The sequence below is a fragment of the Sorangium sp. So ce321 genome, assembly GCF_051530195.1.
Classification (GTDB): Bacteria; Myxococcota_A; Polyangia; order Polyangiales; family Polyangiaceae; genus Sorangium.
Genome location: NZ_CP150329.1, coordinates 10,455,740 through 10,470,668 on the forward strand (window position 1 = coordinate 10,455,740; position 14,929 = coordinate 10,470,668).

The 14,929-nt window shown below is 69.7% G+C and carries 11 protein-coding genes; 1 reads left to right on the forward strand and 10 read right to left on the reverse strand.

From position 1 onward, the window contains the following. Nucleotides 1-595: 595 nt before the first annotated feature. Complete coding sequence (locus WME89_RS38660; RefSeq protein WP_438004606.1) at nt 596-1,162, reverse strand: hypothetical protein; 567 nt, start codon at nt 1,160-1,162, stop codon at nt 596-598. A gap of 825 nt (nt 1,163-1,987) precedes the next feature. Here WME89_RS38660 and WME89_RS38665 point away from each other — a divergent pair. Beyond that, a complete protein-coding gene (locus WME89_RS38665; protein WP_438004607.1) occupies nt 1,988-3,322 on the forward strand; it encodes a hypothetical protein in 1,335 nt (444 codons plus the stop codon). 335 nt (nt 3,323-3,657) lie between these two features. Here the strand turns inward: WME89_RS38665 and WME89_RS38670 are convergent, their stop codons facing one another. The 9 genes from WME89_RS38670 to WME89_RS38710 form a co-directional block, all read right to left on the reverse strand. Continuing rightward, a complete protein-coding gene (locus tag WME89_RS38670) occupies nt 3,658-4,896 on the reverse strand; it encodes a hypothetical protein (RefSeq protein ID WP_438004608.1) in 1,239 nt (412 codons plus the stop codon). 677 nt (nt 4,897-5,573) lie between these two features. Beyond that, nucleotides 5,574-6,977: a mercuric reductase gene (locus WME89_RS38675; RefSeq protein WP_438004609.1), complete on the reverse strand. Its 1,404-nt coding sequence runs from the start codon at nt 6,975-6,977 to the stop codon at nt 5,574-5,576. A gap of 127 nt (nt 6,978-7,104) precedes the next feature. Further along, nucleotides 7,105-9,201 (reverse strand): transketolase, encoded by a 2,097-nt coding sequence (gene tkt / locus WME89_RS38680; protein WP_438004610.1) that lies wholly within the window; start codon nt 9,199-9,201, stop codon nt 7,105-7,107. Then, complete coding sequence (locus WME89_RS38685; protein WP_438004611.1) at nt 9,198-10,160, reverse strand: hypothetical protein; 963 nt, start codon at nt 10,158-10,160, stop codon at nt 9,198-9,200. Before WME89_RS38685 ends, tkt begins: the two co-directional genes overlap by 4 nt. Next, the gene (gene gnd / locus WME89_RS38690) at nt 10,157-11,170 is read right to left on the reverse strand and encodes a phosphogluconate dehydrogenase (NAD(+)-dependent, decarboxylating) (protein WP_438004612.1); all 1,014 of its coding nucleotides are present in this window, start codon (nt 11,168-11,170) and stop codon (nt 10,157-10,159) included. The genes WME89_RS38685 and gnd overlap by 4 nt, the downstream gene beginning before the upstream one ends. Nucleotides 11,171-11,522: 352 nt before the next feature. After that, complete coding sequence (locus tag WME89_RS38695) at nt 11,523-12,095, reverse strand: contractile injection system protein, VgrG/Pvc8 family (RefSeq protein ID WP_438004613.1); 573 nt, start codon at nt 12,093-12,095, stop codon at nt 11,523-11,525. Nucleotides 12,096-12,408: 313 nt separating this feature from the next. Next, nucleotides 12,409-13,422 (reverse strand): CAF17-like 4Fe-4S cluster assembly/insertion protein YgfZ, encoded by a 1,014-nt coding sequence (gene ygfZ, locus WME89_RS38700; RefSeq protein WP_438004614.1) that lies wholly within the window; start codon nt 13,420-13,422, stop codon nt 12,409-12,411. 86 nt (nt 13,423-13,508) lie between these two features. Then, nucleotides 13,509-14,060 carry a hypothetical protein gene (locus WME89_RS38705; RefSeq protein WP_438004615.1) on the reverse strand — a complete coding sequence of 184 codons (552 nt, stop codon included), beginning with the start codon at nt 14,058-14,060 and terminating at the stop codon, nt 13,509-13,511. Between the two features lie 147 nt (nt 14,061-14,207). Continuing rightward, nucleotides 14,208-14,750 (reverse strand): hypothetical protein, encoded by a 543-nt coding sequence (locus tag WME89_RS38710; protein ID WP_438004616.1) that lies wholly within the window; start codon nt 14,748-14,750, stop codon nt 14,208-14,210. Nucleotides 14,751-14,929 lie beyond the last annotated feature (179 nt).

Consider the following 14,929-nt stretch of genomic DNA (forward strand, 5'->3'; position numbering starts at 1 on the left):
GACCACGGTGTACTATCAGGCAGACTGCTCCGAAGAGCTCGGAGCCGTTTTCATTTCCGGGCTGGATGGACCGCTCTGCACGGATACGATCGACGGACAGATCGGTGCGATTCGGTCTATCCTCGTGAAGGACGAGCCTACTTGCGCCCCCTCGACCGACTCCAAGGTGGTGAGCGGTGAACTGGAGCCCGGCGACACGCACGTGCTCTGCTGCAACCGTTAGGACCGCCCCATACTTCTGGACCCGGATCTGCACTGCGACGGGGAGGCGGCCAAGCCCGCGCTCACGGTCCTCGTCGCCGGCGCCGCACCCGAACTCAGCGAGATGGAAGCGGCGGCCACGCCCGCGTGACGAGCACGACGATCGCGCCGAGCTCGCGGTCTTCGAGCTCGCCCAGGTTGCCCGCCAGCGATGTGACCGCTTCTACCTGGAGGAGAAGATCCCCTGCCGAGATGCGAGCCGCCAGAGTTCCCCCGGCTCGTGCGGCCACGACCGCGCCGCGGCGGCGGAGCGCCGCCGATCTCCCCGCGAGCGCTTCCGAGGACGAAGCGCCCGAGCTCAGCCACGTGGACGGCGGCCGCCCGGGGGGAGTAGTTACGGATCCACCCAGGTCCAGACGTCCGAGAAGAGGCACATGTAGATCGTCGCCTCGCCCATCAACGCCCCGTCCATCGCCACGTCCGGCACCACCTCGTTCCCGAGCTCCGGCGGGATCGTCTGGTAACCGGGGTACGTGGCCTCGATCTCTTCTGCGACCGCCGCCGGTATCTCGTCGGGCTCGCCCGTATCGTGGATCCCATAATAGGGCCCGAGGAGGCTCACGTGGAAGCTGAGCGAAGCCCTGTCGCTGAGCGAGGGAACGGGCCCCGAGTCCTGGGGGCGATAGATGCGGGCCGAGTACGCCGGGTCGCTCCCCCCTGCCACAAGGCTGAGCGATTCGTTTTGAAGGCTGTATCGCTCGTACATGCGGTGGATCATCGCTTCCCACGTTGGGTACTCCGCTCGCCCGCGGTTTGCGGCTTCCACCAGGCGGCGGTGCTCTTCCGTGTCGTCGTAGAAGGGCTCGTTGGGAGGCACGTGCCTGCGTTCGAAGTTATGCACGCCCCGCGGGTAGAAGCGGTAGACGAGGTCGAGCAGATCGGAGCGGTTTATCACCATCATTTCGTCACCGAGGCGCCTAGTTTCGGGTACTTGAATTTGAACGCAGCGTCCACCGCGCGGTGAAACCTTTCGGAGAAGATCCAGTCACCAGCGCCCGACGTCGCCCTCGACCTGCGCGGCCGCTCCGAGCTCGCCGGCGGCCTCCTCCACGCTCCGCGGTCGACCAGGGGCTGCGACGTCGAGCCCGCGCTCGAGGAGCTCGGGGTCGCGAGCAACGGGACAAGACCCGCGCCCGAGGAGCTCGCCGGCGGCGGCCCCGTGCTCTGGACGGCGACGGCCCGGAGCTCGCACGGCGCTTCTATCTGGAGGAGATGATGTCTGGCCGAGGGGCGCCCCCGCGGCGCGCCCGTGCTGCCGGCGCCCGCCTCCGTGTCGCCTCCATGCGCGGCGCCGACGGGGCGTGCAGAACGAACGGGCGTTTGCGGGACTGGCCTGAGCATCGCATAACTCGGCGTGCGCAACCCGGTCGGGCAGCCGCTGGTGACGAGCGGCCGCTGGGAGGCGATCCTGCTCTGGAGCGCGATTGACCACCTGTGCGCGCGCCAGCGGCAAGCGCCAGCTGCTCGCGGCGCTCGGCGTCGCCGCCCTCGTCTCGCAGGGTTCAGCATCCTGTCCGGCGGCCCACGACCTCTCCGTACGCCGCCACACGACGCGCCCAGACGCTTCCGAGCCCGTCCGTCGCGCGCGGCCTCGGCTCAGCCTCGCGCAATGCGTGTCGGCCCTTGCCTTCGCCCGCCCCCGCGCAGAGGATGAACGCTTGCCTCACGATCCACGATGAGCATCGAGGCGGATCACGCCTGATCACACCTCGGCACGAGATCATCAATGCGCTCTCTCCTCACGCTTTCGCAGCTCCTGGCCGCCTGCGCGCCCCTTCTCGTCTCACTGCCGGCGGCCGCCCAGTCCTGGGAGACGAGCTCCTTCAGCATCTCACGGCACTTGCACGGCGCAGCCGCGCTCCCCGGTGGGGACGTCCTCGTCGTGGGCGGGTACATCGACCAGTCCACGTGGACGGCCAGGACCGTGGAGCGCTACAACGCTTCAACGGGGACGTGGTCCACCTTCGGCGAATCGCCGGGGGACCATTACACCTTCGTGCATGTGCTGCCGCTCCCCGATGGACGCCTGCTCGTCGCGTCCATGGAGGCCCCCTTCGACACCTACGATCCCGCGAGCGATACCTGGACCACCCTGGGTGACGCAGCGGTGTTCGACTCCGATATGGCCGTTACCCAGCTTGCGGATGGGGACGTGTTCTTCGTGGGTGGCGGGATGGACTTCGATGACTGGGGCTCCGCCTACCGCTTCGACGCGGACACGGACACCCTGGACACGGTCGCATCGCTCCCCGTTCCTCGCCGCAGGCTCGCCGCGACGCTCCTCGCGGACGGGCGGGTGCTCGTGACCGGGGGACTCCGCTTTGTCGACGAGATCGAGAACTTCGAGGCGCTGACCAGCGCGGAGATCTACGATCCCGTGGCCGACCGCTGGACCGTGGCGGCGCCGATACCGGAAGCTCGTTATGACCATCGGGCCGCGCTGCTGCCCGATGGACGGGTGCTCGTCACGGGGGGCGTCGGCACGGGATACGAGCACCTGCCGTCGACCGTGATCTACGATCCCGCGACCGACGCCTGGACCTCGGGACCCACGATGGCCGCCGGGCGCGCGCTGCATACGGCGACGACGCTCCCGAGCGGGCGCGTCGTGATGGTCGGCGGAGCCGGCGCCGGGAGGGCCGTTGAGCTGTACGATCCGGCGACCAGCGCCTTCATCGCGCTGCCCTCTCTGTCGCATGACCGGCAGAGCCACACCACGACGTACATTCCCGGGAAGGGCTTGCTCGTGATCAGCGGCAGCACCGCCGAGCTCTACGCGCTCGGGGCGACAGCCGAGGGAGAAGCCTGCGTTATCACGGAGGAGTGTGCGGACGGCACGTGCGAAGACGGGCGCTGCACCGACGACGGCGGTGGAACCGGCGCCGGCCCTGGGGACCCCGGCGGGCCCCCAGGGGGCGGGTGCTCGCCGCCATGGTTCGATCTCGGCGCCATGCCGGGCCACGCGGCGATGCTGCTCGTCGCACCCGGCATGTTCGCCTGGCGGCGGAGGCGGTCAGGATCGACGGCGCGCCCGCGCGCACGGCATGCAGACGCCGGCTGAGTTGCCGACGGCATCACAAGTAGACCCGTTGCCGCGCGCCGGTGCGCGCGGTCTGGGCGTGAAGTGGTAGCGCGCCGCGCGAGGCCACGGCTCCGCACGGCCTGTGAAACCTGGTGATGAGCTGGCAGGGGTTCGCGCTGGCGCGCGACGGCGGGCGCCGCCGCTCCCCGCGGGGAGCGCCGCGCGGGGCGTCAGGGCGAGAACCCCCAGGGGACCACCGCCCGGCGCACCGTCCTCGTCGTCTCGGCGCCGGAGTAAACGTGCGTGTGGACATGGCCCTGGTGCCGTCCGGGGGTGTCCACGGAAGCGGGGGAGGACCAGCTCGCTGACGGCGTTCAGGGCCCGAACGCCGCGATGAACGGGTCCGCTTCGCTCGTGGCGGTCAGCGGCCCCGTGCCGAAATCGATGGTTCCGGTGAAGACCCCCTTCGCCAGCACGCGGTCGCGTGGGCCGGTGGTGACATCGTAGAGCCCCGCTGTATCGAACCCCTTGACCCAGAGCACGTGCCCGTCGGCCGCGTCGAACTTCGCCAGGAAGGTGCGCGCGCTGTAGCTCACGCGGATGTCCCCTGACGAGAAGGGGGTCCCGTCGAAGTCGATGCTGCTGTTCGCGACGTCCGAGACGAGCACGCCGGAAGCGATCACGTTCCCCTGGCCATCGGCCGCGACCGAGCCGATGACGGTGAAGCTCAGCGACGTGGTGAAGCTCCTGCTCCAGACGGCGTTGCCTTCCGGATCGAGCTTCGCGATGAACGCGGCGCCCCAGCCCTCGTTGACGAGCGGCCCCGCGCCTAGATCGATCGTCGTCGGGGTGCTCCCGGTCACGATGAGGTTGCCCGCGCGGTCGGCGTCGATGTCCTGCAAGTAGGTGGAACCGTCTCCGAGCAGCCTGCTCCAGACGTGGTTGCCCGCGGTGTCCAGCTTCGCGACGTAGGCGCGGGAGGGCGCGAGCGGCCCGCCGCCCAGATCGATGCCGGCGCTCGTGTTCCCGATGAAGACCACCTTGTCCTCCGGATCCACCGACACGGCGGTCACTCCATCGCTGGCGTCGCTGCCAAAAATCCTGCTCCAGACGGTGTTGCCCGACCGATCGAGCTCCACCACGAAGGCGTCCTGCGCGCCAACGCTGGTGTGCGGACCCGTGCCGAAATCGACCGTCCCCTCGAACGAGCCGACGAGGACCACGTTGTCCTCCGTGTCGACCGCCATGTCCCCTACATCCTGGTGCTCCGGATCGCCGAAGGTGCGGACCCATCGTGGGTTCCCCAGCGGATCCGTCTGCATCACGTAGATGTCGCTCAGCCCGGCGCCGGGTATCGGGCCGGTGCCAACGTCCAGGGAGTCGACATACACTCCAGCGTTCACCAGGCTCCCGTCGCCGAGCACGCCGATCCGCGCTCCGTACTCGAACCCAGGGCCGCCGTAGCGCCTCCCCCAGACGAGCGCGCCGTCCTCGTCGAGCTTCGCGATCAGGATATCGCTGTCCCCCGCGCTCGTGAGCGGCCCGGCGCCGAGATCGACCGTGCCGGTGAACGAGCCGGAGAGGAGGATGGCCCCGGCCCGGTCAACGGTCATGCTCCCGAAGCTGGCCGGTGGCGGCGGCCAGCGCCGAGCCCAGAGCGGCGCGCCCGGCTCCACGCAGGCGCCGTGGCCGTCGCAGACCTCCCCTTCGCCGCAGCGATTGCGCCCCCTCGTGTCCGACGTCCCATAAGGCGCCGGAGAATGAACACACACGCCCGCGACGCATGCGTCCTCAGTGCACGGATTGTGATCGTTGCACCGAGCCCGGCAATGACGACGATCCGGGCTGTGTCGTTTAGCCCTGAGCTCGCTGGATGACGACGCCAGGCCATCCGGCTCGGGCATCGCCTGCTTGCCCTCTGGCTCCACGGAGCAGCCGATCATGACGGTTGTCATCACAACCGCGGCACACATCCTGCCGCTGCTCGAAACGGAGATCGAGAACCTGGACATAAGCTCCTCCTGTGGCGTGCGCGGGCGCGCTCGGGGCCCATCGCCGCCTGCGAGCCGGCGAGCGCGCAGGCTGCCAGCTCTGGTGAGACACTGAAGCACCATGTTGACATTTCCCCGATGTGGGTAAAACCGTTTCTTGTCGAGGGGCATGGGCGCCGCCTCCGTCCGCTCGCGCGCGGCGGGGCGAGCAGCGGCCCGTGTTCCACGTGGCCGCTGCTCGCCTACAGTAAGCTGGCGCTTCGTCGATCTCGCGTTCAGCGAGACCTTCGAGGCGCTCGTCAAAGGCCTGCAGGGCGGGCCGGCACCTTTGCGAACAGCGAGCCGAGGCCTTCAGCCATCGTCGGGTGCGCCAGGATGGCGTCTCGCAGCCCCGTGTAGGGCATGCCGGCCAACATCGCTGTTTGCACCACGGCGACCACCTCACCGGCCTCCACGCCGAGCATGGCGAAGCCGAGGATACGGTCGCTCCGCGCGTCGACGAGGGCCTTCATGAAGCCCTGCGTCTCGCCGGTCGTCGCTGCCCGCAGCACGTCGCTCATCGGCAGCGTGGCGACGCGCGCCTCGACCCCACGGCTCCTGGCCTCGCGCTCGTTCAGGCCGACACGGGCGAGCTGCGGGTCGGTGAACATGCAGAAGGGGATGAGCCTGTCGCGCGTGGTCCGGTGGCCCCCCGCCTGGTTGTCGCGGACGACGCGAAAGTCGTCGATGGCGGCATGGGTGAACTGGGGGCTGCCGGCGCACTCGCCCATCGCCCAGACATCAGGCGCGGTGGTCTCCAGCCTCTCGTTGACCTTGATATAACCTCGAGCGTCGAGCTCGACCCCGGCGGTCTCGAGGCCGATCCCAGCCGTGCTGGGCGTGCGCCCCACCGCGACCAGGAGATCGCTCCCTTCGATGGTCAGCTCGCCGTCCGGCGTGCGCGCGCGCAGGCTGACATGCTCGCCGGACCGGCCCTGCACCCGCAGCAGCTCGGCCGACTGCAGCACCTCGATCCCCTCGCTCTCGAAGATCTGCCGGAGCGCCCCGGCGACGTCGGGGTCCTCACGAGGGGCGAGCTGCGGCCCGCGGCTGATGAGGGTGACGCGGCTCCCGAAGCGACGGTATGCCTGCGCGAACTCGAGGCCCACGTAGCCCCCGCCGAGCACGATGAGGTGCTCGGGCAGCCTGTCGAGCTCCAACGCCTCCACGTGCGTGAGCGGTCCCGCGGCCGAAAGGCCTGGAACGTCCGGGATCGTGGCGTGTGTCCCCAGGTTGAGGAACACGCGATCTCCCCTCAGCAGGCGTGTTTTGCCGTCGGATGGCACCTCGAAGGTCTTCGGCGCGACGAACCGTCCCGCGCCGATGATGAGGTCGGCGCCGCTCGCGCGGAAGTGCTCCAGATGACGGGCGACCTGCGCCTCGACCATGTCGCGCTTGCGCTGCCGCACGCGCGCCATGTCGACCGCAACGGGGCCGGTGCTCGTGCCGTACGCGGCCGCGTGGCGGACCAGGTCGGCGACCTTGGCGCTCCAGATCTCGTTCTTGCTCGGGAGGCAATTGGTGTTCGGGCACGAGCCGCCGATCATGCGGCGATCCCGCTCCACGACGGCCGTACGGCACCCGGCAGGGGCCATGTCCCAGGCCACGTGTTTTCCGCCGGCACCGCTGCCGAGAATGAGGATGTCGAACTGTTCGGGAGACATGAAGCCCTCCTGGCTCCAGGGGTGATTGGAGCTGACCATGTCGCGGTGACGGGTCGGCGCGCCCGCCGAGGACGAACCGGTCGACGGCGCTCGCGAACCCCTCGTCTGTTTCACGACTCCCACTGGATCATGCGCCCCCCAGCGGGCTCGTGGGCGGCAGCGGGCCTGTCCGCCTTTCGAGGAGCGCGAGGGCCCGCTCCACGACGTGATCGACCGAGAAACCGTACTCCTTCATCACGAGATCGCCGGGCGCCGAAGCCCCGAACCGGTCGACGGAGAGGACGTCGCCGTCCGAGCCGACCCAGCGCTCCCAGCCGAACGATCCCGCGGCTTCCACGGCGAGCCTGGCCTTCACCGCGCGGGGCAGCACGCTCTCGCGATACGCCGCGCTCTGCTGCGCGAAGAGCTCCCACGACGGCATCGACACAAGGCGCACCCGGGCGCCGCGTCGGCGCAGGACCGGCTCGGCGGCGACGATGAGCGGCACCTCGGAGCCGGTCCCGATCAGGATGAGCTCGGGATCGGCCTCGCCTCGATTGAGCACGTACGCGCCCCGGCGCAGCTCCTCGGCCGGGGCCAAGGCGCGGCGGTCGAGGGTGGGTACGCTCTGGCGCGAGAGGATGAGCGCGATCGGCGTGTCGTGCGTCTCGATGGCGACCTGCCAGGCGCAGCGGGTCTCGTTGGCGTCCCCCGGGCGCAACACGATCATCCCCGGGATGGCGCGCAGGCTAGCGATCTGCTCCACCGGCTCGTGCGTCGGCCCGTCCTCGCCGACGCCGATGCTGTCGTGCGTGTAGACCCAGATCGATCGCAGCCGAGCGATGGCCGAGAGCCGGACCGGTGGACGCATGTAGTCGGCGAAGACCAGGAACGTCGCCCCGAAGGGGATGAAGCCGCCGTGATAGACCAGGCCATTGACGATCGCGCCCATCGCGTGCTCGCGGACGCCGAAGTGGATGTTGCGCCCCGCGTAACCCCAGCCGCCGCCGACGACCCCGTCCACGCCCTCACGTTGCCTTGCCGGTGACTCGAAGTCGCCGCCCTCCTTGAGCCAGGTGAACGTCGAAGGATCCAGGTCACCCGAGCCGCCGACGAGCTCCGGCACCGTCTTCGCCAGCTCTTGCAGCACGGCCTCGGAGGCCTTGCGGGTGGCCATCCCTCTTGCATCGGCGGGCCACCTGGGCAGGCTCTCGTCCCAGCCGGCAGGGAGCTCTGCGCTGAAGCGCCGTTTGATCTCCTGCGCCAGCTCGGGATACGCCCTGGCGTAGGCGGCGAAGCGCTGGTCCCATTCGTCGTGCAGGGCCTTGCCGCGCTCCCCGACAGCGCGGAAGCGCGCGCGCGCCTCGGCCGGGATGTAAAAGGGCGGCTCCTCGGGCCAGCCGAGGTTGCGCTTGGTCTTCTTCACCTCCTCCGTGCCCAGCGGGTTACCGTGCGCGTGCCACGAGCCGGCCAGATCGGGCGAGCCGTAGGCCATCACCGTCTTGACCACGATCAGCGACGGTTGCGCCCGGGCCTCCCTCGCCGCCTCGATCGCGCGCGAGATGGCCGCCAGATCGTTGCCGTCGCCGACCTCTTGCACGTGCCAGCCGTAGGCGCGGTAGCGGGCCGCCGCGTCCTCCGTGAACGTGAGCGAGGTGGTGCCCGAGAGCGTGACGCGGTTCGAGTCATAGAGGACGATGAGCTTGCCGAGGTCCAGGTGCCCCGCCAGCGAGGCCACTTCGGCCTGCACGCCTTCCATGAAATCGCCGTCGCTCGCGAGCGCGTAGGTGTGGTGGTCGAACACCTCGTGACCCGGGCGGTTGTAGCGCGCAGCCAGGTGCGCCTCGGCGATGGCCATGCCCACCGCGTTCGCGATCCCCTGGCCGAGCGGCCCTGTGGAGGCCTCGACTCCCCTCGTGAGGTGGCTCTCGGGGTGGCCGGGCGTCAGGCTCTGCCATCGACGGAAGCGCTGGAGTTGCTCGAGGGTCATCTCCGGATAGCCCACGAGGTGCATGAGGGCGTACAGGAGCGCCGAGGCGTGGCCGGCCGAGAGCACGAAGCGATCGCGATCGATGAAGCCCGGATCCGCCGGGTCCCTGCGGATGAAGCGCGTCGCCAGCACGTAGGCCATGGGCGCCGCGTCGAGGGGCATGCCGGGATGGCCGGAGTTTGCGTGCTGCACCATGTCGACCGCGAGGAAGCGGAGGGTGTTGACGCACAACCGGTCGAGCTCTTCCTGGTTCATGCGGCCGCCCTCGGCTCGATCGGCCTTTGCCAGCCACCGGGCACCGCCGCCACCAGACGATCGGCTTCCGCAGGTCCCCAGGTGCCCGGCTCGTAGGGAAGCGGCAGGGTCGGCAAGTCGAGGACGGGCTCGACGATGCGCCACTGTGCCTCGATGGAGTCCTCGCGCGCGAACAAGTTGGTGATGCGCGCTTTCTCGTCGCGGATCGCCTCGACGTCCTCCCCGACGGGCGGGTCCATGGCCAGGATGGCCGTCAGTTGCAGCATGTGGTTCTGGAGAACGTCGCGGATCGCGCCCGTCTCCTCGTAGAACCTGCCACGCCCCTGGACGCCGAAGCTCTCGGCCATGGTGATCTGCACGTTGTCGACGTTGTCGCGGTTGAGCACGCGCTCCAGGAAGCGGTTGGTGAACCGGAAATAGAGCAGGTTCAGGACCGGCTCTTTCCCGAGGTAGTGGTCGACGCGGAAGATCGACGATTCAGGGAACATCTCGTGGAGCGTGCCATTGAGAGCGCGCGCCGAAGCGAGGTCGCGCCCGAACGGCTTCTCCATCACGACCCGCGCTCGACCGGCGCAACCCGACTCGCCGAGACCGCTGACGACGGAGGCGAAGGCGCTGGGCGGGATGGCGAGGTAGTACAGAGGACGCTCGGCCCGGCCGAGCTCGCGACGCAAGGCATGAAAGGTCGCGACGTCCGCGTGGTCGCCGTGGACGTAGCGCAGCAGCGAGCAGAGCTTCGCGAAGCTGTCGCGATCGACGCCGCCATGGTGCTCGAGGCTGTCGCGGGCGCGGGCGCGGAGCTGCTCGACGGTCCACGGCGATCTGCCGATGCCGATCACCGGCACGTCCAGCGCGCCCGTGCGGACCATCGCCTGCAATGCCGGGAAGATCTGCTTGTACGCGAGATCGCCCGTGGCGCCGAAGAACACCAGGGCGTCCGAACGCGGCGGGACGGTCATGGATGCTTCTCCTCGTGCCCGCCGAACTCGAAGCGCATCGCCGACATCACCCGGTCGGCGAACTCCGCCTGACCGCGAGAGGCGAAGCGTTCGCTGATGGCGGTCGCGAGGATCGGTATCGGCACGCTCTCGTCGATCGCGGCGTCGAGGGTCCAACGGCCCTCGCCGGAGTCGGAGATGTAGCCGGTGAACTCGCTCAGATCGGGGCTGCGCGCCAGGGCCGCGGCCGTGAGATCGAGCAGCCAGGAGGCGATGACGCTGCCGCGGCGCCAGACCTCGGCGATGTCGCGCAGGTCGAGGTCGTATCGATAGAGCTCGGGCTCCGGCAGGGGAGCCGTCTCGGCGTCGATGGGGCGCTCCTCGTTCCCGGCGTTCGCGCGGCGGAGGATGTTGAGCCCCTCGGCGTACGCGGCCATGAGCCCGTACTCGATCCCGTTGTGCACCATCTTGACGAAGTGGCCCGCGCCGTTCGGTCCGCAGCGCACGTAACCGTGTTCCGCGGCGGTGGGCGGGCCGTGGCGCCCCGGCGTGCGCGGGGCCGCCTCGAAGGGCGGAGCCAGCGCGGCGAAGATGGGATCGAGCCGCTCCACCACGTCGGCGTCGCCGCCGATCATCTGACAGTAGCCGCGCTCCTTGCCCCAGATACCGCCCGAGGTGCCCACGTCGACGTAGCGAATGCAGGCCGCGGCGAGCGATCTGGCGCGGCGGATGTCGTTGCGGTAGTGCGAGTTGCCGCCATCGATGATCACGTCGTCGCGCGACAGGAGCGGCGCCAGCGCAGTGAGGGTGCCGTCGACGACCGCCGCGGGCACCATGAGCCAGATCGCACGAGGCGGCTCGAGCTCCTGGACCAGCTCCTCGAGCGAGCCGGCGCCGATCGCCCCCTGGCTCACCAGCTCTCGCACCCTGTCTGCGTCTCGATCGAAGGCGACGACCTGATGGTCGGCCTGGAGAAGGCGCGCCACCATGTTGGCGCCCATTCGACCGAGCCCAACCATACCGAGCTTCATACCCCCCTCCCCTCACCAACCATGCGAGCAGGGCGGCCGGCGCCCTGGCCTCGTGCTCGTCGCGGTCATCGGCGCGAGTCGCCGCGAATCGCCGGCAGACAGCGGCCGGCGATCTCGTCTCTCGTGTCTTGGCGTGAGCGCTTGCCGGCCGCGTACCGCTCGAGCGCCTCCTGCCAGAGCGTTACCTAGGACGACGGGCACCGGGAGCAAGCCCTGTGTGCAGGGAAGTTGTCGCCTCTCCAGCCCGCCAGTCAGGCCGCCGCGACGGATGAGGCGGCGGACGGCGGTGCACCGGCGCGCAAAGCTCGCAAACCGACCCGGCGGAGATCGGTGGAGCTCGAGCGTCTCACGATCACCAGACGCCGTCCGTGTCCGAGATGACGAGCACCTCGCGCTCACCGCTGTGGAGGAAGGAGAAGGACAGCCCCGCCACCTTGCAGAGCTCTTCGATGAAGTCGAAGTCGCTCCGGTCGTGCTGGACCAGACGATCGTGCGGCCGGTGCTCGCGGTGCAGGTTCAAGCGGAAGTCTTCCCCTTCCTTGAACCCCGCAGCCGTGAGCTTTCGGGTCACGATCTCGGGGACGGCAAGGTTGAGGAACGTACCCCTCGCGGTGACCCGGGTCATCTCCCAGACACGCGGCACGATGGCGAGGTGCAGGCAGATCCCGTCCAGGTCCGCGTGCTGGACCTGCGAGTGCTCCGCGACCATGCCGTGCACGAACGTCTCCTCTCCGTTCGCCACGAACACCAGCGTCGCGCGGCTCTTCCAGAGCGCAAGGCCGCGCAGGCTCGCCGGGTCCTCCACCGCGAGCTCAACATCGTGACGGTACAGCCCACGAACTCCGGATGAGCGTCGGGTCCGGCACAGGACGAAAGGGACGCCGGCCAGCGCGATCGACTCCAGGCGAACGGAACGTCGAGCCATCGCGAGCCCTCCGCGCCTCTCCCCGTCTCCGAGGGAACGCCGAACGCCGCGACCCTATCAAGAGGGCTTTCCATGTCAAGACTGCTCAGCGCGTCTGCCAGCGAAGATCGGCCGTATTCACCCCAGGAGATGTCATTGATTCTCAAGAATCAAAATTCGCATCATCGCGACGTTTTTCTTTTCCCCTCTTTCGTCGACACGAAGAGAGAAAACGACCGCATTGACGACAATGCGTTTTGACGGGTCAGGATCCCCGCCCTCTCGCCGGTACGCGCCGAGCGTCAGCTAGATTGAAAAATTCTTTCCGTGGCGCTCACAGCCGCGGCGCAGCGCCGCTCGCGGCGGGCGCCGCGGCGCTCGTCCCCGGCGCGCGCGTGATCTCGGCCGGCCGGCCGGCGACCTGGAGCGCCGTGCCCTGGACGGCGTGCTTGTACTTGACGTAGCCGAGCGCGATCACCCGCTGCCCGACCGGATCCGTGACCTGGCTCGTGACGGCGCCGACGGCCGCGCCGTCGGGCAGCGCGATCTCCGCGCCGGCGGGCACGGCGCCCTCGCCCTCGACGGCGAGCTGCACGAGCCGCTTCTTCGCGTGGCCGCGCATCTGGAGCATGAACACCGTCTCCTGCCCCAGGTAGCAGCCCTTGTTGAACGAGACGGCGCGCTCCTCCAGCGAGGCCTCCTGCGGGAAGTTCTGATCGTCGAAGTCGACGCCGAACCGCGGGACGTTGCTCTCGACCCGGAGCACCTCCCACGCCGCCGCGGTCGTGGGCAGCACGGTTCCCCCCTCGCCCGAGGCGAGGAGCGCCGCGACGACCGCGCCCTCGGCCTGCCGCGGCGCGACGAACAGCGCGCCCCCGAGGCCGGTCCAGTCGACGATCGCGGCCTCCGCCCCGGCCGCGCGCCCGGCCGCCACGAGATCGGCGGACCGCGGGCCGTGGGCGAAGGCCCAGGCGTGCTCCTCGGAGGCGTCCTGGATCTCGGCGTCCTCCATGATGAGGTAGCGCTCGAAGCTCTCGCGGAGCCGCTCGATGCGGTCGCGCAGCGCGCCGACGAAGATGCGATCGGCCGCGATCACGATCCACACCTCGGCGAAGATCTTCCCCGTCTTCACCACGTTGAGCCCGTACGCCCCGCCCGCGGGAGGCGCCGCCTTCACCCCGGGGGGGAGCGGCTTCTGCGGCGCGAGATCGCAGGTGACCAGGCCGTTCAGCCAGCTCTGTCGGTCCGAGCCGGTGACGACCAGCGTCCCGAGCTCGGGCATGGCCTGCACGAGCGCCCCCTCGCGGAGCGCGCGCCGCTGCTCGTCCAGTTCGTGGGTGGGGTCCATCGGGGCCAGATCGTGGAGGCGGAAGCCCGGGGCGTCGAGGGGCGGCTCGACTTTTCGCCGGCCGCCGCGCTCGCGCCCGGCGCGCTCTAGGGATCGACCTCGGCGACGAGCGCCGGGAACTGGACGGACGTGTGGACGGCCGACGGGACGATCGCTGCGTCGACGTGGCCCACGAGCCGGCGGAGCGCGTCGGCGTCGGCCGAGAGCACCTCGGCAACGACCGTGAGCGTCCTCGGGAGCGACGCGACGCTCGCGATCACCGCCTCCGCCGAGGCGCCCCGGACCAGGACCGCGCGCGCCCCGACCTTCGCGGCGGCCTCGGCCCCCTCCTGGCCCTCGGCCAGCGCGAGCGGCAGCATGCGCATCGTCCGCGCCACCTTGGCGAGGCGATCCCACTCGTCGAGCGGCAAGAGCGCGTCGATGCAGACCCCGTCCGCCCCGTGGTAGCGGGCCGCGAGCACGCCGTCGCGGTCGCCCACCTTCGACAGACAGAGCGACGGCACGGTCTTCGTCGCGCGCGCCGCCCCCTGCATGACGAGCCCCGCCTCGGCGAACGCGAGCGCGGAGATGTTGAGCTCATGCAACCGCGCCGCGTCCTCCGCCGGCGCTTCCGAGCCAACGAGCCCGACGAGAGCCATGCTCTTTCTACGGGTGGAGATCACCTGGAGAAGATCGCGTGTGGACGGGACGATCGATCCCGCATCGAATTCAGGCATGGGAGGGCCGGTAGACGAGCCGAACGCGCGGGTCAAGCGAGGGATCGCTCCATCTTCCTCGAGCTCGGTTCAGGAATCGATGGCTGGAACGTCCTGCACGCGCATCCACACGGCCGTCTGATCACCCTCGTAGCAGACGCTGCCCTCGTGGCGGAACTCGAACTCATAACGGATCATGTGCCGCGTCACACCGATCCGGGAGCGCTTCGCCACGCACGTGGCCTCGATGGGCGCGCCCGGCTGGACGAGCTTGCGAAAGACCACCCGGTGAATGTTGGTGCCATAACCGATCCAGCCCTCGCGGTGCCGCAGGCCGAGCAGGTGGTAGGCGTGCACGAAGCCGAGCATGCCCGTGGCGTGCACCATGATCGCGCCGGCGACGTGGCGCGGGTGCAGCAGCGGGTGCGCCCGCTGCGCGTCGACGAGCGGCATCGGCCTGTCGGTGGGCATGCGGCAGCGCACGAGGCTCTTCCCGGGGTCCACCTCGAGCAGCTCGTCGAAGAAGAGCACCGAGGGGTCGTAAGGCAGGTCCGCGAGGAACTCGGCATCGAACGGGCCGAGCTTCACAGGGTGGGGCGCGCCGCTCGCCGCGCCGGGTGCAGGGGTCGTCATCGGTATGGCTCTGGATCCCGGATTCCCCCCGGAGGCAGCTCCTAGCAGCGGTGGATCGGGCGGGCAACGGGTCGCCGCTGCCCCGGAGAAAACGAGCCGACTCGGCGGAATGCGCGCGGCGCCGCCCTGAATCGTTGGGGCTCCACGCATTTGAAGGCGCGCTCGCGGGTCTGCCGCTA